Here is a 15,148-nt window from a genome sequence, read left to right as displayed (position 1 = left end):
GGGCCGCGTCAGCGTTCGAGGTCGCCGGGTTCGTCGATATCGCGGCCGGTGGCCAGATCGCCGCATTCCACGGTGGGCGCGGAAACGCTACGCAGATAGGCGGCGGCGCCGCGATCACCGGACAGGGTCGGCAGCAGATCGGCCCAGTGCCGGCGTGCGATCACCACGGGATGGCCGGGCCGTCCGGCGAAACTCGCACGCGCGATACCGGACGGGTCGGCCATCGCGGCCTCGATCACCCGGGCGACCACATCCGCGCCGACATCGGGCGTATCCACCACATGCAATGCGATGTACGCGGCGTCGAGCCGCTGCGCCGCACCGATTCCCGCGCGCACCGACGCGCTCATTCCCTGGGCCCACTCCGGTGCCACCACGGTGGTGGTCGCGGGAATCGGGGGAATCAGGGCGGCGCCGAGCACCACCACGACCTCCGCGCATCCGCCCCCGCGCAGCGCGTCCACCGCCGTGGCCGGCCAGTGACCGACCGTGGCCTTGGGGCGGCCGAATCGCCGGCCCGCCCCGGCGGCGAGTACGACTCCGACTACGCGGTCCGGCATGGGCGGCCTCTCGGTGGGGAAATGCGCTGTCGCGCCAATGTAATAGCGGAAATGCCGGTCCTTTGTGGACTCGGCCAATTCGTCGTGGCGAGCCGCCGAACAGGGTAGATATCGTTCGCGGCCATCCTAGGATGAGCAACCGACCAACAGGCGCGAGATCAGGTAGGAGTGCGTGATGCCGTCCAAGGCGGTCGGTCAGCGTCGACGCCCGACGCAGGAGCGTGCGAAGGAAACCCGCCAGCACATCCTGGACACCGCGGCGCGGTTGTTCGGTGAGCGCGGGATCGAGAACACCTCGACCAATCGGATCGCCGCCGAGGCCGGGCTCAGCATCGGCACCGTCTACCGCTACTTCTCCGATCGCACGGTCATCGTCGAGGAATTGCTCGAACGACTGCTGGAGAGCATCGAGCGCCGCTTCACCGAACGGCTGGATCGCGCGGAGCGGTCGGTGGAGGATATGACCGCCGACATCCTCGCCGCCATCTGCGACGAACTGGTCGACAACGCGAAACTCGTTCGCGCCCTGGCCGCCGGGGTGCAGTTCTACAACAGCGGCATCCCCGAATTCGAACCGCGCCTGCGCCTGCTGGTGAAGGTGCTGCTGATCCAGATCCTCGGCCCCGGCGACGACCACGAGCTCGACGTCATGGCCTTCGTCCTGGTGAACACCGGTTTCTCCGCAGTCCTGCGCGCCTCCGCGCTCGAGGTCGACCCCGAGGAACGCCGCGAGGCCATCGTCATGACCGCCCGCATGATCGGCGCCTGGAGCGAGGCGGAAATCGAACGCCGCGCGGCGAATTCGGCCTGAGAGCTCCCTCGCGGCACGGGCCGTGCGCGGAATGTTCCGGGGATACGGTGCCCGGATGACGACGCTTCGAACCGATCGCGATCTGGCGGCGGATATCCGGGTGCGTTCGCTGTTGTCGGCGGCCGTGGGTGGCGGCGAGGCCCGCCTCGATGCGGTGATGCGCCGCTATCGCGACGATCCGGCGACCGCTCTGCTGGCGGGGCGAGAAGTACCCGGGTGTCGGACGATTCCGGGTCCGTCTGGACTCAGGTGATGACAGCGGCTGACATCGCGGTGTAGCGTGATGGCAGTCGCTGACATCGGCGGCCGTCGCGCACGATGCGGCGTATTCCTCGCGGGAAGGTCTTTCCATGCGCGTATTCATCACCGGGGCGTCGGGACATGTGGGGTCCGCGGTCGTTCCCGAACTGCTGTCGGCGGGGCACGAGGTGGTCGGGCTGGCCCGATCGGATGCCTCGGCCGCGGCGTTGGAGGCCGCGGGAGCGCAGGTGCATCGCGGAAATCTCGACGATCCGGAGGCGCTGGCCGAGGTGGCGGCCGCAGCCGACGGCGTCATCCACCTGGCGTTCAAACACGAGAACATGATCGCCGGCGACTTCCTCGGCGCGGCCGACACCGATCTGCGAGTGGTCCGGGCGTTCGGCGACGCCCTGGCCGGGTCGGGTAAGCCGCTGGTCAGCACATCCGGAACGGGTCTGCTCGCGGCCCTGGGGCGAATCGGCACGGAAGCGGACTCGCTACCGGGCGGTCCGCGCATCGACTCCGAGAACGAGGTGATCGGATTCGCCGAGCGTGGAATCCGATCCAGTGTGGTCCGGCTGCCACCGACCGTGCACAGCACCCTCGACCGCCACGGCTTCGTGCCCACCCTGATCGCCATCGCGCGTGAGAAGGGGGTCTCCGCCTACGTCGGCGAGGGCGTCAACCTCTGGCCGGCGGGCCACACCCTCGATGCGGCCTATCTGTACCGGCTGGCTCTGGAATCCGCCCCCGCCGGTACCCGCCTGCACGCCGTCGGCGACGAAGGCATACCGCTGCGCCGCATCGCCGAGGTGATCGGCCGTCACCTGGACGTCCCGGTCGTGAGCATCCCCGCCGAGGACGCGCCCGATCACTTCGGCTTCCTCGCCCCGATGGTCCAGCTCGACAACCCCACCACGGCCGAGGCCACAACCGCTCTGCTCGGGTGGAAACCCTTGCACCCCAACCTGATCGAGGATCTGGAGGAGGGGCACTACTTCACCGGGCAGTAACCAGCGGCGGCGGCGGACCGGCGGCCCACCAGGCGTCGACCGCGTCTGCCCTTCAGCCGACCGGGTCCACGCGCAGGGTGGTGTTCTCGGCGGCGGGGGCCAGCATCGGTTCGAGGGCGCTGGGCTGGTCACGGTATTTCGACTCGTAGGCCTTGCGGACGCGGTCGTTGATGTAGGACTCGGTGACCGGGTGCAGGGTCACGTCGGTTTCCACGCCGTGGGCGCGGACTCGCGCGCCGCGGGTGTGCATGGCGTGGCGGTACCACCCTCCGGATTGCCCGTACGCGGAGCGGATGTAGAGATCGTTGTCGACGCGCACGACCCAGATGGTGGTCCAGTCCCGCAGTGCGCCGTTCTCGTAGTAGCTGGTGATCTCCAGCTCCTCGGAAGATCCGATCCGGTCGAGCTGAGCGGCGGTCCAGGCCATGTCGTTACCTCCATCGATCGCGATGCAGTGGGTTCGCCCAGGCTAGGCCGATTCCTCGCCGTGGTGCGGCTGCCTCAGCGCGGTTCGGGAAAACTTTCGGCGACCGCGGCGATCAAGGCGCTTGTCCAGCGTTCGAGTATCCGCGCGCCCTCGGCGGGGTCGGCGGTGGTCGGGTCGCCCAGTATTCCGTTGGCACTCACCGCTTTCACACCGCCCGAGCGCAGGCGCGGCATCAGCTCGCGCAGCGGTCGGGTCGTGCCGGGTTCGGCGCGGTGCATCGCGACCCGTGCCGGCGCCAGATGGAGCATGACCGACGTTTCCGCGTGTCCGGCGTGCGTGTCGTCGGCGGGGCCGGTCGGTGACCACACCAGGGTCGATCGGCCTTCCGTGGTGAGGAGGCGTTGGGCGGCCCGCAGCGGCTCGAGATTTCCGCCGTGCCCGTTCACCAGGATCACTCCCGCGAATTCGTCTGCCGAGCGCACCAATTCGACGATCAGCAGTTCCAGGGCGCGGTGCCCGATCGACAGTGTTCCCGGAAATCCGGCGTGTTCACCGCTGGATCCGTACGGAATCGCCGGTGCCGCAACGATATCCGGACGGGTGCCGGCCAAGCGGCGGCACAGTTCCACCGCCACGGCGGTATCGGTCCCCAGCGGCAGATGCGGTCCGTGTTGTTCGGTCGCGCCGAGCGGAATCGCCAGCAGCGGCGCGCGATCGGCCGTGGCGAGGTCGCCCGAGGTCAGATCAGCGAGGCGCATCACCGTCTCCGTCGGTTCGATACAGCAGCGGCAGCACCGGCTCCGCGGTCCGCGACCGCAGACAGCCGGACCACACTCCCAGCCCGTATGCGAGATCGTCGGCGACGCGCAACAGCCCGGCCCGCGGATCCCGTCCGGCCGTCACCGCGCGGACCACCACCGGCAGGTAGGCCGCGAGCAGCAACCGGCGTCCCCGGCGGCCGAACAGCGCTGCGGGCCACCAGATTCGGCGCAGCGCATCGGCGAGCTGGCGGACGGCGGCCAGTTCGGCCTCGCCGACCACCATCGCGGCCATCGACGCCGGTAGCCCGGCGGCGCGCAGCCGCCGCAGCTGCCGCACCGGTTCGGTGGCCGTCGCGATGCCGAGCCACGGGCGGCCCAGCGCGACCGCCGCCCAGCGGAACGCGGTGGTGCGGGGCAGGCGCGCACAGTGCAAGTGCCCCGGATGCCGCCGCGCCAGCGCAGCGGCCGAGGTGCCGTAGTCGTAGCGCTGCCGCAACCACGCCGGCAGCGTGGTGCGCGGCTCGTGCCGGACCACCGAATCGGGTTGATAGCGAACGAGTTTCCCGTCGCTCACGAGCCGCCAGATCAGATCGACGTCCTCGCCGTAGCGCAGGGCTTCGTCGAATCCGCCGGCCCGATCCACGGCCGCGCGGCGCACGACCAGCGCCGCGGTCGGGACGTAGGAGATGCGCCCACCCGGCCGCACCACCGCCGGTTCGCCGCCCATATCCAGGCTCGACCGGTGGGCCTCGTAGTTGCCGAGCACGCCGCGCTCGAAGGTGCGCACCCGCGGGGCCACCGCCGCCACCGCCGGATCGTCGAACAGCGGCAGGAGCGGGTCGAGCCAGCCCGGATCGGGGACGATATCGGAATCCAGAAAGGCGATCAGCTCGGTGCGCACCGCCCGGTATCCGCTGTTGCGTGCCGCCGCCGGGCCGCGCGCGGACGCGTGCCGGACGATCGTCACCGTCGGCGGTGGTTTCCCGTCCTCGGCGACATGGCCCGTGATCGGCACGGCGGAACCGTCGTCGACCACGATGCGGGAGCCCACGTCGCCAGTGGCGGCGAGCAGTCGGGTGAGCCCGGCGAGGTTGTCCTTGACCGGGACGACGACAGTGACATCGGCGATGGTGTGACCGCCCCGATCGATCGTCGGATGTGCGACGCCCGCCGCCAGCATCCGCTGCGCCAGCGCCTGTGCGCCCGGGTCACTGCCCACCGGTTCGCCCGCGAACCACGCCCGCACCCGGCGGGCACCGGCGGGGGAGAGGCGCAGCATTCGCAGCGGACTGCCGCCGAGCAGTACTCGGCCGTCGGGTGAGGACCGCAGTCGCGCGTCCGGCCGCAGCGTGACGGTCACAACGGCACATCCTCCATCGGCACGACCCGGCCGGTGCGGCCGCGTCCGGAACGAACCAGACCAGGCTACGTGTGTGGCCGGAGGCCGTGGCCGGTGGATCTATTCGATACCGAGGGTGACCTCGGTCGATTTGATCAGCACCTTGACCACCGATCCCTCGGCGAGGTCGAGATCGTCCACGGCGTCGCGGGTGATGGACGAGGTGATCTCGTCCCCGCCGGTGAGGCGGACCCGAACGACCGCCATGGCCTCACCGCGAGTGACCGAGACGACGGTGCCGTCGAGTTGATTCCGGGTGCTCAGGCGCATGCGGCGACCCTACGCCCGGGACTCGCTCCGGCGACGGAGGGCGGAGTGGCGCGTTCAGCCGAGCTCTGTCGGTGCGGGCGCGATCGACACCGGCTGTTCGATACCGCACCGGAAACGTTCGCTCTCAGTCGCGTCCGCGATCGAGGCGGACGGCGCGGCGGGCGTTGGCGATGGCGGAGACGGTGGTGGTGCCGAGGACGCCGTCGCGGTCGAACATCACCGCGGTGCCGACGGCGAGCCCGTGGTGTTCGACGCGTTCGGTCAGCGCGAGACCGACTTCCCTCCCGGCCGGCAGGCGGGTAATCGCCATCGTCACATCGGGATTGATGTATTCCAGGCCCGCGCTGCCGAGATTGGACACCATATTGGTGACGTCGGCGACCGAAGCCGCGACCTGGAACGGGGTCGGCTCCTCGCCTTCGACCACCGGAATGGCGAAGTGCCAGATGCGTTTTCGAGGGCTGTCGCGGAAGGCGTCGGTCCACTCGCCCCAGCCCTCGGATTCGGTGTGGTACAGCCGTTCCGGGTCGCGTGTGGGCCGCAGACCCGCGCCGGGGGCGGTGGGTGTGGTGCCGCCGGACCACACGTGCCCGGGCGGAGCCTCGCTCGGTCGCAGGAACAGTGCGCTCGCGCGAGCCGCCGGTTCGCCGTCCTGGGTCAGCACCGCGTCGACCAAGCAGAGACGGGGGCCTTCGCGGACGATCGTCGCGGCGGTCACCGAGGGGCGCATCCGCACCGCGCGGAACAGATCGAGCGTCCACCGGACCGGCTGCAGATCCGGACGGCCCAGGGTCTCGACCGTCCGCTCGACCGCCCGCGCCAGTGCGGCGCTGACGGCCGGCCCGCGCATCTGATCCGCCCCCCAGCCGCTGCCCGCGCGGGGTTCGGGATGCAGTTCCTCGGTGTCCTCGTGCTTGACGCGGAAGAACGCACTGTTCATATGGCCGAACTCCTTCCTCAGCGGCCGACGACGGCCGGGCAACCCTGATCATCGACGGCCGGGAGCCGGCGACCACGTCCGGGGTCGGTGAAGGATGGCCGCGACCGAAGAGGTCCGGGCAACCGGCGGCGCGATCGCGTGCGATCGAATCGATGTGATTCGAACTCTGTCGCGGCAGCACTCGCCCGAATAATGTGAGAGCCCCGTTGTGGGATGGGGGTTCATGGTGCGCATCGGTCTCTATGTCGGCGGAACGGCGCCGGTCACCGAGGTTGTCGAGCGGATCCGCTGGGCGGAGCGGGCCGGGCTGGACAGTGTATTTCTCAATCAGGTGCTCGGCTGGGATGCCCTGACCGTCGCCACGTTGGCGCTGCGGGAGACCACCGATATCGAGGTGGGAACGGCGGTCACCCACACCTTCGCCCGGCATCCGATCGCACTCGCGCAACAGGCGTTGACGGCCACCGCGCTGGGGCCGAATCGGTTCACCCTCGGGATCGGGCCGAGCCATCCGCACATCGTGGAGGACGCGTACGGGCTGTCCTACGAGCGGCCGGCCCGGCACGTTCGCGAATATCTGTCGGCGCTCACTCCGCTGCTGCGCGGCGAGACCACCGACTATCGCGGCGAGACGCTGCGAGCGGCGGCGACGATCGAGGTCGCGGGGGCGACGCCGCCCTCGGTCGTGGTCTCGGCGTTGGGACCGGCGATGCTGAAGGTCGCCGGGGAACTGGCCGACGGTTCGGTGACCACGTGGACCACCCCCGGCATCATCGCCGAGCACATCGGCCCGCGATTGGCGGCGGCGGCCGCCGCGGCGGGCCGGCCGGCACCGCGAACAGTCGTTGTGGTGTCGGCGGCCGTGACCCACGCTCCGGACGATCTCAGGCAGGAGTTGGCGCAGGCGCTGGCCCCGGCGTCCCGGCTGCCGAGCTACCGGGCTCTGCTGGATCGCCAGCACCTGACCGGTGTGCACGAGACCGCCCTGCTCGGACCCGAAGATGTTGTGGCAGAAGGTATCAGCGCATACGCCCGCGCCGGTGTCACCGATCTGATCGTCAGTGTGCGTGGGGATGCCGCGGCGCAGCAGCGGACTCGAGAGTTGATTTCGACCGTGCGCCGCGCCTCGTCCAGCGCTCGGTGAGGCGAATCACAACCAGCGCAGCAATCGGTGCCACAGGCGGCGGCGTACGTGCGCTTCGCCGGTCCTGGGCTGGGCGCGCGAGGGCGTGATCGGTCCGGGGCCGGCGGTCGGTGCCGGGCCCGAATGGGGGCCGGTCACAGTCGTCTCGGCGCCGCCGTACGGACCGGGCGGCGGCGTGCCGGGTTCGCCGATCGGCACGGGTTCCGGGCACGCGGCCCGTGACCAGGCGAGATGGGCCTGGGGCTGGCCGCCGCCCGGGGCCATCAGATGGGTGAGGCGCGGCAATTGCACGGTCGGGTCGTCCAGATCCCGGCGGAGTTGATTGCAGAACTGCTCGACCGAGCCGTAGCGATCGACGATCTCCTCGACCAGCAGGGCCGCCGACGGAGTTGCCGTGATCAGTTTGCCGCTCACCGTTCTCCTCACCTCACAGCCCGGACACGATCTGCCGCATACCGGGCCGAACCGTCATATGTCTGCGAATAACCCCCAACACATCCACGGCGAGCGGGAGATATCGGAATCGCTCTCGTTCGAGCTGTCGGGACCCCGCCGTGGTGATCGTTGCACGAGAGCCTAGTCAGAAAAGCCGTTATCCGCAAACTTCCCGCGAGCTGGTCGGTGGCCCGAAAATACCTGGAGTCCAGTCGTTTTCGAATGGTAGTGTTGACGCGTTCGGGCATCGGACATAAGTCGTGAGCAAGCCTCGGCAAATATCGAGCATATGCTTGGTCGTCGACTGCCGGGGTGTCGCTACGGAGAATCGGGGCGCCGGAAATCTTCGGCACCGATCGGGAATATCGGGGGCGGGCCGCCGGGTTGCCGATGGGGGTGAAGCGTAGGTGGTGCGCGGAAAGCGGAAGGATACCCCCAAGGTGTGCAGGTCAACGGTGGGATAGGCTGGATCGGTCATGATGTCGGCTTTCCCGGGTCCGGTCGCAGCGGCGCCCAAGACGGTCTACCTCGATCACGCGGCCACGACACCCATGTTCCCGGCCGCCGTCGAGGCGATGACGGCTGTGCTCGGCACGGTGGGTAACGCCTCGTCCCTGCATGGGTCCGGCCGCACCGCGCGGCGGCTGCTGGAGGAGGCGCGCGAATCGGTCGCCGCCGATCTCGGGGCGCGTCCTTCGGAGGTGATCTTCACCTCCGGCGGCACGGAAAGCGACAATCTCGCGGTCAAGGGCATCTACTGGGCCCGGCGCGACGCCGATCCGCGCCGCACCCGCATCCTGGTGAGTTCGGTCGAACATCACGCGGTGCTCGACGCGGTGGACTGGTTGCAGCAGCACGAGGGCGCGCAGGTCACCCTGCTCGACGTCGACGCCGAGGGCGTCGTGTCGCCGGGGGCGCTGCGCGAGGCGTTGTCCGCGTACGCCGCCGATACCGCCCTGGTCAGCGTGATGTGGGCAAACAACGAGGTCGGCACGATCGAGCCCATCCTCGAATTGGCTTCCGTCGCACAGGAATTCGACATTCCGATGCACAGCGACGCGGTGCAGGCGGCGGCCCAGCTGCCCATCGATTTCGCGTCGAGCGGCCTGGCCGCGGCCAGTTTCGCCGGGCACAAGGTCGGCGGTCCGCACGGATGCGGTGTCCTGCTGCTGGGCCGGCAGGTGGGCTGCGTGCCGCTGCTGCACGGCGGCGGCCACGAGCGCGATCTGCGATCGGGCACCTCGGATGTGCCGGCCGCGGCCGGAATCGCCGCGGCACTGCGGGAGACCGTACGGGAAATGCCCGCGCGCACAGTGGAATTGATCGACCTGCGCGACCGCCTGATCGCCGGCGTGCGCGACGCGATTCCCGGTGCCGTCCTCAACGGCGCCACCGGCGATCGGCGCCTGCCCGGGAACGTCCACTTCACCTTCCCCGGTTGCGAGGGCGATTCCCTGCTGATGCTGCTCGACGCCGCCGGAATCGAATGCTCGACCGGATCGGCGTGCAACGCCGGGGTGGCCGCGCCGAGTCATGTCCTGCTCGCGATGGGTGTGGAGCCGCGACAGGCGCGCGGTTCCCTGCGATTCTCACTCGGTCACACCACGACCGTGGCCGAGATCGACAGAGTGCTGGAAGTTCTGCCGTCCGTGGTGGAACGGGCCGAAGCGGCCGGACTGGCCGGTGCGAAGGGAGGTTCGCGATGAGAGTGCTGGCAGCGATGAGTGGCGGCGTCGATTCCGCCGTGGCCGCCGCGCGTGCGGTCGACGCCGGTCACGAGGTGGTCGGCGTGCACCTGGCCCTGTCGGCCACCCCCGGAACGCTGCGCACCGGGTCGCGCGGCTGCTGTTCCAAAGAAGACGCCGGCGATGCGCGCCGCGCCGCCGATGTACTCGGAATCCCGTTCTACGTCTGGGATTTCGCCGACCGTTTCAAAGAGGACGTGATCGACGACTTCGTCGCCGCGTACGCGGCCGGTGAGACGCCGAATCCGTGCCTGCGCTGCAACGAGAAGATCAAGTTCTCGGCCCTGGCCGACCGCGCCGCCGCGCTGGGTTTCGATGCCGTGGTGACCGGCCACTACGCGCAGCTGTCCGACGGTGTGCTGCGCCGCGCCGTCGACGCCGACAAGGATCAGTCCTATGTGCTGGCCGTGCTCACCGCCGACCAGCTGTCGCGGGCGATGTTCCCGGTCGGTGACACCCCCAAGCCGCGCATTCGCGAGGAGGCCGCCGAGCGTGGTCTCGCCGTCGCGAACAAGCCCGACTCCCACGACATCTGCTTCATCCCTTCCGGCGACACCCGCGCATTCCTCGGCGCCTCGATCGGCGTGCGCCCCGGCGCCATCGTCGACAGCGACGGCCGCAAACTGGCCGATCACGAAGGCGTGCACGGGTTCACGATCGGCCAGCGCAAGGGGCTCGGGCTGCCCGGCCCCGCCGCGGACGGCCGGCCGCGCTACGTCACCGAGATCGACCCGGACTCCGGGACCGTTCACGTCGGCCCCGCGGAAGATCTGAATGTCTGGACGGTGCGGGCGGATCGGGCCGTGTGGACCTCGGGTGAGGAGCCGTCGGGACCCTTCGACTGCGTCGTCCAGGTGCGCGCGCACGGCGGGATCGCCCCGGCCGTCGTGGAGGCGGTCGACGGCGGGCTGGTCGCCCGGCTGCGTGAGCCGCTGACCGGTGTGGCGCGCGGGCAGGCCGTGGTCGCCTATCTGCCGGATCCGCAGGGAGACCGGGTGATCGGCAGCGCGACCATCAGCGGCACCGGACGTGAGCGAACCTCCGACGCGGGGGAGCTGGTCGCGGATTCCGCGCGGTGAGCGCGGGTGTCGTCCCGATCGGGACGACCATGGGGAGACGGCCGACCCGAGTGCGCGGATACCGGTGGCGTCGTGTGTGACCGCGGTCGCGGACCGTCGGCGCGGTGAGCGAGATGGGTGAGATATGACGAGCGAGAACCGTTCCGACGCGGGAGCTGCCCTGCGGGGAGGTATCGCCACGGGTGTCGGTTCCTGGCCGGGCACCGACCCCAGGGAGGCCGCCGCCACCATCGTGGGCGAGCTGCCCGAACTCGCGCATCTGCCCGAATTGCCCGGGCGTGGTGCGGGTTCGGATATGGTCGGGCGCGCCTCGGCGCTGCTGGTCGATATGCAGTTCGACACCACCACTCGCGGATACCGGCTGAGCGCCCGCCCCGGAGCGACCGCACGCCGCGCTCACGACCTGCTCCGCACCGATCTCGACGCGCTCGAAGAGGCGTGGGAGACAGCGGGTCTCACCGGCACCGGCCGCACCCTCAAGGTTCAGTCGGTCGGACCGCTGACGCTCGCGGCGCAGGTCGAACTGGCGAACGGTCATCGCGTGCTCACCGATTCCGGTGCGGTGCGCGACCTGTCGGAATCACTGGCCGAGGGCTTGACCGAGCATGCCGCCGAGGTGGCCAAACGGCTGGGCGCCGATGTCGTTGTGCAACTGGACGAACCGTCGCTGGCGGCGGTACTGGAAGGAAGCCTGCGTGGTGCCAGCGTCTTGAATACCGTGCGCGCGGTTCCCGAACCGGAGGCTCTGCACATCCTCGACACGGTCGTCACCGCCCAGCCGGGGCCGGTGCTGATCCACAGCTGCGCCGACGCGCCGCCCCTGTCGCTTCTGCGCGGAAGTGCCGCTGCCGCAATAGGTTTCGATATGTCGGCCGTCGCCACCGGTAACCTGGACGCCGTCGGTGAACTACTGGACGCGGGCAAATACCTCGTGCTGGGGCTGGTCCCCACGGCGGCTCCGGCGTCCCCGCCCGCCTGGCGGCAGCTCGCCGAACCGGGCGTGCGCCTGGTCGACCGCCTCGGCTTCCCGCGCCGCACCCTCACCGATCGGATCCTGGTCACCCCCGCGTGCGGCCTGGGCTCCGCACCGCTGGCGTGGGCACGGCGCGCCCTGAACCTGTCGTCCGACGTGGCCCGCGCCTACGCCGACGACCCGGATTCCCTCACCTTCGAATAGGGCGCTTCGGTGTGCCTCGCGCCGGTTTCGGCGCGGTGAACTGTGGACGATCCCGGGTCCGCCGGCGGCCGCGTTCGCGACGCGGCGGTAGGACCGGGGCGCCGCGAGCCCCGGCCGGGATCACAATCCCGCGGATGGTCCTGGGTCCGGATGGCCGATCTGCCAGTGCTGCGGCTTACCCGGCGGATAGACGACCGGGAGGTCTTCACCGGGGAACGGCCACTGGTTGACGTCCCACGCGAAGCGGCCGTACACGGTTTCGGCCGCGACGCTCGGGCCGGACAGCGTGCCCGTGATGGTCACGAACTGCTCGCCCTGGCCGGCCGGACGCGGGCTCACACCGGTGATGCGCAGCGTCCCGGCCTCCTGCGCGGCACGCTGGAATCCGCCGAAACGACCCCGGCCGCGGAAGTTCATCAGCAGCGCGACCAGTGCGCCGGCGATCAACACGATGAACACGATCTGCAGCAGCATGCCTCCATGCTAGGCGGACAAACGGGACAGCCTCACCGGCCGCCGCCGGCATGACTCAGTTCGAGGTGATCTCGCTGGTGCCGGTCGAGGTGCGGCGTACCTGCCACACCTTGGTGCGCCGGGACTGCGATCGCCCGTTGCCGCGGTCGATGAGGGTGCGGTTGCGGGTGGTGAAGATCAACTGCGCGCCCCGGGAGTTGGTCTCCGGGTTCTGGAACAGCTGGATCACGCGGTCGGCGGTGTCACCGGTGAGATGGGTGTCGATATCGTCGACCGCCAGGACCCGGCCGGTGTCGAGCGCGTCGAGGACGGTCGGCAGCAGGCGCAGCAGGGCGAGGGTGGCGGTGGATTCGTCGGCGATGTCGAAGGCGGCGTCGATGCCCTCGTGGACCACCCCGAGCCCGACGCCGCGGCGGGCGACCATACGCGCGTAGAGGGTGTCGCGGGCCGCGCGCAGATTGCTCAGTTCCCGTTCGAGGGCGACGGGTTCCACACCGAGCGTTTCGCGCACCTGCAGCGCGTGCGCCGGCGATGCGGCGCAGGCATCCAATTCCTTTGCCATACCGGCGATTTCACCGTCGATGTCGCGCAGGTAGTCCGCGTACATCGGATCGTTCTCGGCCAGCAGCAGATCCTCGATGCCCAGTTCGGCCGAGCGCAGCAGCATCAGCAACCGCGCGGCGTTGTCCGCGGAGCGGGAGATGTGGCCGCCGAGGCGCTCGGCGATGCTGTGCGGGTCGGCGGGCCCGCGTTGGACGTCGAGCTGAGCGGAGAACCAGCGATAGGCGGGTACCAGCGCCTCGGCATACATCTGCCCGGTCAGGCTGAGTAGCAGCGCATTCGGCCGCACCAGCGGCACCAGGGCACTGATGCCGAAGCGGACCGGTTCGAACATCGGCCCGATCCGGATCTGCTCGCCCTCGCGCTCGAAGATGATGCGCTTGCGGTTGTGCGGATGCGTATGCAGCCATTCGGCGGTGACATCGGCATTGTCGAGCCGGAACCCGTAGGTGTAGGGCGTGCCCTCCGCGACGAAGGTGGCGGCGAATTCCGAAGGCCGATCGGCGAATCCGAGATGCGGTGTACGCACGGGCCCGGCGTAGGGGTCCCAGCCGGTCACCGAATGCAGCACCGCGTCGCGCATGTGGGCCAGGGCGTCGACGAGACCGGATTTGCCGCTGGCGGCCGCGCCGTGCACGGCGGTGACGGGCGCGGGCAGCGCTCCGGCCCGGCTCGAGACCAGGCGGAGCTCCTGTGATTCGGCCAGGGATCGGTGATTGGTCACCTGAAAACTACGCAGCACCCGAGCCATCCTGCCGTCCGCCGCGCCGCGCCGCGACATCAGGTGCGATGTTGCCTGTGCAACAGCGAGGCCAGACAGACCACGAGGGTGCAGATCTCGGCGAGGACGGCGATCATCGCCTGCGGGGCCGGCTGCCAGCCGATTTCGGTGAATCCGAACAGCCCGCTCGTCCGCGACAGCACGAAACCGCCCAGGGCGGCGGCGCTGAGCACCGCCGCCGCCGCGCGCATCGTCCAGGGACCGACGAGAACCAGTGCGGCCAGCGCGAAGGCGGCGGCGGCCTGGACGGCGAACGACGGGCCCACGTATTCGATATAGCGATAGCCCCGTCCGTAGAGTTGGGTATGCACGACACCGGTGGTGACGAGTCCGGCGCTGATCGCCACGCGCGACGGGAATCGCGACCAGGTGGAAGAGATCGTGGTCATCGCAGTGTCTGCTCCTTGATCGCGAGCATCTGCCGGCCCTGCTGGTAGCTCACTTCCCGGATTCCCAGTGCGTCGTGCAGTTTTCCGGCCGGCAACGTCACCGGTTTGGGTGCGGGCCCGTCACCGGGATGCGGCAGGGGATAGGCGGTGGTCGTCCCGCTGAAGAAGGTGATGTTTCCCTCGGTCTTGGTGAAGAGTTGATGCACATGGCCGTTGAGACAGGTGACCGAGGAGAACCGCCGCAGCAGGCTCAGGACCTGCGCGGCATCGTCTGTGCCCCAACCCCATTGGGGGTACATGGCGAACAGCGGAATATGGCTGAAGACGATGATCGGTGTGTCTGCCGACAATCCCGCCACATCGTTGCGGACGAAGTCGATCTGGTCCTGCCCCAGATGACCCAGATTCCGCGCGTGCAGTGTATTGACCAGGCCGATGACGTGCACGCCGGCGATATCGAAGCTGTACCAGCCATCCCCGCGGGTGCCCTGTCCGAACACGTCGCGGTATCGCTGTCCGCCGTCGTCGGTCGAATCGTGTTCGCCGGGCACGGTGAAGATATGTGGCGTGGACAATCCGGACATCATCTGGCGGACCTGATCGAATTGCGCGGGCGTGGCCAGATGTGTCAGGTCCCCGGTGTGGATGACGAAATCCGGTGTGTACCCCAGCGCATTGACCTGATCGATCGCCTCGGTGAAGGTGTCGGTGACATTCGCGTTGGCGGTGCCCTGGAAACCGATGTGGCTGTCGCTGATCTGCGCGAAGCGCAGGGTGGGCCGTTCGGGCGTGGCCGGGGCCGCGCCCGCCACATGGGAGATGACCTCGCCGCCGACCACGGTCAGTCCGACGGCCGCGCCGAACCAGGCGCTGTGGCGGAGCAGTTGCCGCCGGGTCATGGCGTGCGGGTCATGCGGATCGGTGTGCTGCGGATGTTGTTCG

Annotated in this window: 18 protein-coding genes; 7 read left to right on the top strand and 11 right to left on the bottom strand. The window is 69.6% G+C overall.

Translation table 11 applies throughout. The features are described 5' to 3' along the window. Positions 1-8: 8 nt before the first annotated feature. The gene (locus NMI01S_RS23355) at positions 9-560 is read right to left on the bottom strand and encodes a nucleotidyltransferase family protein (protein WP_063000460.1); all 552 of its coding nucleotides are present in this window, start codon (positions 558-560) and stop codon (positions 9-11) included. Between the two features lie 175 nt (positions 561-735). Here NMI01S_RS23355 and NMI01S_RS23350 point away from each other — a divergent pair, with 175 nt between their 5' ends. The 3 genes from NMI01S_RS23350 to NMI01S_RS23340 all read left to right on the top strand — a co-directional run bounded on the left by NMI01S_RS23350 (position 736) and on the right by NMI01S_RS23340 (position 2,624). Further along, positions 736-1,371 (top strand): TetR/AcrR family transcriptional regulator, encoded by a 636-nt coding sequence (locus NMI01S_RS23350; protein ID WP_063000458.1) that lies wholly within the window; start codon positions 736-738, stop codon positions 1,369-1,371. A gap of 55 nt (positions 1,372-1,426) precedes the next feature. Continuing rightward, positions 1,427-1,624: a hypothetical protein gene (locus NMI01S_RS23345; protein WP_157126319.1), complete on the top strand. Its 198-nt coding sequence runs from the start codon at positions 1,427-1,429 to the stop codon at positions 1,622-1,624. A 97-nt stretch (positions 1,625-1,721) separates the two neighbouring features. Continuing rightward, a complete protein-coding gene (locus NMI01S_RS23340) occupies positions 1,722-2,624 on the top strand; it encodes an SDR family oxidoreductase (protein ID WP_063000454.1) in 903 nt (300 codons plus the stop codon). 52 nt (positions 2,625-2,676) lie between these two features. On the opposite strand, the gene NMI01S_RS23335 is transcribed toward NMI01S_RS23340, so the two are convergent. The 5 genes from NMI01S_RS23335 to NMI01S_RS23315 all read right to left on the bottom strand — a co-directional run bounded on the left by NMI01S_RS23335 (position 2,677) and on the right by NMI01S_RS23315 (position 6,421). Then, positions 2,677-3,051: a DUF2255 family protein gene (locus NMI01S_RS23335; protein WP_039782089.1), complete on the bottom strand. Its 375-nt coding sequence runs from the start codon at positions 3,049-3,051 to the stop codon at positions 2,677-2,679. Positions 3,052-3,125: 74 nt separating this feature from the next. Continuing rightward, positions 3,126-3,809, bottom strand: coding sequence for a mycofactocin biosynthesis peptidyl-dipeptidase MftE (mftE, locus tag NMI01S_RS23330; RefSeq protein ID WP_063000453.1), 684 nt, complete (start codon positions 3,807-3,809; stop codon positions 3,126-3,128). Then, complete coding sequence (mftF, locus tag NMI01S_RS23325; protein WP_063000451.1) at positions 3,796-5,172, bottom strand: mycofactocin biosynthesis glycosyltransferase MftF; 1,377 nt, start codon at positions 5,170-5,172, stop codon at positions 3,796-3,798. The genes mftE and mftF overlap by 14 nt, the downstream gene beginning before the upstream one ends. A 99-nt stretch (positions 5,173-5,271) precedes the next feature. Then, the gene (locus tag NMI01S_RS23320; protein ID WP_063000450.1) at positions 5,272-5,481 is read right to left on the bottom strand and encodes a TOBE domain-containing protein; all 210 of its coding nucleotides are present in this window, start codon (positions 5,479-5,481) and stop codon (positions 5,272-5,274) included. A 124-nt stretch (positions 5,482-5,605) separates the two neighbouring features. Continuing rightward, the gene (locus tag NMI01S_RS23315; RefSeq protein ID WP_063000448.1) at positions 5,606-6,421 is read right to left on the bottom strand and encodes an acyl-CoA thioesterase domain-containing protein; all 816 of its coding nucleotides are present in this window, start codon (positions 6,419-6,421) and stop codon (positions 5,606-5,608) included. Between the two features lie 223 nt (positions 6,422-6,644). Here NMI01S_RS23315 and NMI01S_RS23310 point away from each other — a divergent pair, with 223 nt between their 5' ends. Then, on the top strand, positions 6,645-7,565 hold the full coding sequence (locus tag NMI01S_RS23310; protein WP_063000446.1) for a TIGR03564 family F420-dependent LLM class oxidoreductase: 921 nt from the start codon (positions 6,645-6,647) through the stop codon (positions 7,563-7,565). A 6-nt stretch (positions 7,566-7,571) separates the two neighbouring features. Here NMI01S_RS23310 and NMI01S_RS23305 read toward each other — a convergent pair whose 3' ends face one another. Next, entirely contained in the window at positions 7,572-7,979 is a 408-nt protein-coding gene (locus NMI01S_RS23305) for a hypothetical protein (protein ID WP_063000444.1), read from the bottom strand. A gap of 497 nt (positions 7,980-8,476) precedes the next feature. On the opposite strand from NMI01S_RS23305, the gene NMI01S_RS23300 reads away from it, so the two are divergent. The 3 genes from NMI01S_RS23300 (at position 8,477) to NMI01S_RS23290 (ending at position 12,001) form a co-directional block, all read left to right on the top strand. Continuing rightward, a complete protein-coding gene (locus tag NMI01S_RS23300) occupies positions 8,477-9,706 on the top strand; it encodes a cysteine desulfurase family protein (protein WP_063000442.1) in 1,230 nt (409 codons plus the stop codon). Further along, positions 9,703-10,824, top strand: coding sequence for a tRNA 2-thiouridine(34) synthase MnmA (gene mnmA, locus NMI01S_RS23295; protein WP_063000439.1), 1,122 nt, complete (start codon positions 9,703-9,705; stop codon positions 10,822-10,824). The genes NMI01S_RS23300 and mnmA overlap by 4 nt, the downstream gene beginning before the upstream one ends. Before the next feature lie 124 nt (positions 10,825-10,948). Further along, complete coding sequence (locus NMI01S_RS23290; RefSeq protein WP_063000437.1) at positions 10,949-12,001, top strand: methionine synthase; 1,053 nt, start codon at positions 10,949-10,951, stop codon at positions 11,999-12,001. Between the two features lie 120 nt (positions 12,002-12,121). Here the strand turns inward: NMI01S_RS23290 and NMI01S_RS23285 are convergent, their stop codons facing one another. From NMI01S_RS23285 to NMI01S_RS23270, 4 genes are read right to left on the bottom strand one after another with little or no spacing between them, the layout of a single operon-like run. Then, entirely contained in the window at positions 12,122-12,475 is a 354-nt protein-coding gene (locus NMI01S_RS23285) for a hypothetical protein (protein WP_063000435.1), read from the bottom strand. A gap of 55 nt (positions 12,476-12,530) precedes the next feature. Then, a complete protein-coding gene (locus NMI01S_RS23280; protein WP_063001005.1) occupies positions 12,531-13,778 on the bottom strand; it encodes an AAA family ATPase in 1,248 nt (415 codons plus the stop codon). A gap of 38 nt (positions 13,779-13,816) precedes the next feature. Beyond that, positions 13,817-14,206, bottom strand: coding sequence for a hypothetical protein (locus NMI01S_RS23275; RefSeq protein ID WP_063000433.1), 390 nt, complete (start codon positions 14,204-14,206; stop codon positions 13,817-13,819). After that, complete coding sequence (locus NMI01S_RS23270; RefSeq protein ID WP_063001003.1) at positions 14,203-15,105, bottom strand: metallophosphoesterase family protein; 903 nt, start codon at positions 15,103-15,105, stop codon at positions 14,203-14,205. The genes NMI01S_RS23275 and NMI01S_RS23270 overlap by 4 nt, the downstream gene beginning before the upstream one ends. Positions 15,106-15,148 lie beyond the last annotated feature (43 nt).

The sequence above is a fragment of the Nocardia mikamii NBRC 108933 genome, assembly GCF_001613505.1.
Taxonomy (GTDB): domain Bacteria; phylum Actinomycetota; class Actinomycetes; order Mycobacteriales; family Mycobacteriaceae; genus Nocardia; species Nocardia mikamii.
This window is presented reverse-complemented; position numbering and strand designations above follow the sequence as displayed.

Bases quoted from the DNA above. Each gene is read 5' to 3' on its own strand.
- NMI01S_RS23355 (WP_063000460.1), bottom strand. From the start codon at position 560: ATGCCGGACCGCGTAGTCGGAGTCGTACTCGCCGCCGGGGCGGGCCGG.
- NMI01S_RS23350 (WP_063000458.1), top strand. From the start codon at position 736: ATGCCGTCCAAGGCGGTCGGTCAGCGTCGACGCCCGACGCAGGAGCGT.
- NMI01S_RS23345 (WP_157126319.1), top strand. From the start codon at position 1,427: ATGACGACGCTTCGAACCGATCGCGATCTGGCGGCGGATATCCGGGTG.
- NMI01S_RS23340 (WP_063000454.1), top strand. From the start codon at position 1,722: ATGCGCGTATTCATCACCGGGGCGTCGGGACATGTGGGGTCCGCGGTC.
- NMI01S_RS23335 (WP_039782089.1), bottom strand. From the start codon at position 3,051: ATGGCCTGGACCGCCGCTCAGCTCGACCGGATCGGATCTTCCGAGGAG.
- mftE (WP_063000453.1), bottom strand. From the start codon at position 3,809: ATGCGCCTCGCTGATCTGACCTCGGGCGACCTCGCCACGGCCGATCGC.
- NMI01S_RS23320 (WP_063000450.1), bottom strand. From the start codon at position 5,481: ATGCGCCTGAGCACCCGGAATCAACTCGACGGCACCGTCGTCTCGGTC.
- NMI01S_RS23315 (WP_063000448.1), bottom strand. From the start codon at position 6,421: ATGAACAGTGCGTTCTTCCGCGTCAAGCACGAGGACACCGAGGAACTG.
- NMI01S_RS23310 (WP_063000446.1), top strand. From the start codon at position 6,645: ATGGTGCGCATCGGTCTCTATGTCGGCGGAACGGCGCCGGTCACCGAG.
- NMI01S_RS23300 (WP_063000442.1), top strand. From the start codon at position 8,477: ATGATGTCGGCTTTCCCGGGTCCGGTCGCAGCGGCGCCCAAGACGGTC.
- mnmA (WP_063000439.1), top strand. From the start codon at position 9,703: ATGAGAGTGCTGGCAGCGATGAGTGGCGGCGTCGATTCCGCCGTGGCC.
- NMI01S_RS23290 (WP_063000437.1), top strand. From the start codon at position 10,949: ATGACGAGCGAGAACCGTTCCGACGCGGGAGCTGCCCTGCGGGGAGGT.
- NMI01S_RS23285 (WP_063000435.1), bottom strand. From the start codon at position 12,475: ATGCTGCTGCAGATCGTGTTCATCGTGTTGATCGCCGGCGCACTGGTC.
- NMI01S_RS23275 (WP_063000433.1), bottom strand. From the start codon at position 14,206: ATGACCACGATCTCTTCCACCTGGTCGCGATTCCCGTCGCGCGTGGCG.
- NMI01S_RS23270 (WP_063001003.1), bottom strand. From the start codon at position 15,105: ATGACCCGGCGGCAACTGCTCCGCCACAGCGCCTGGTTCGGCGCGGCC.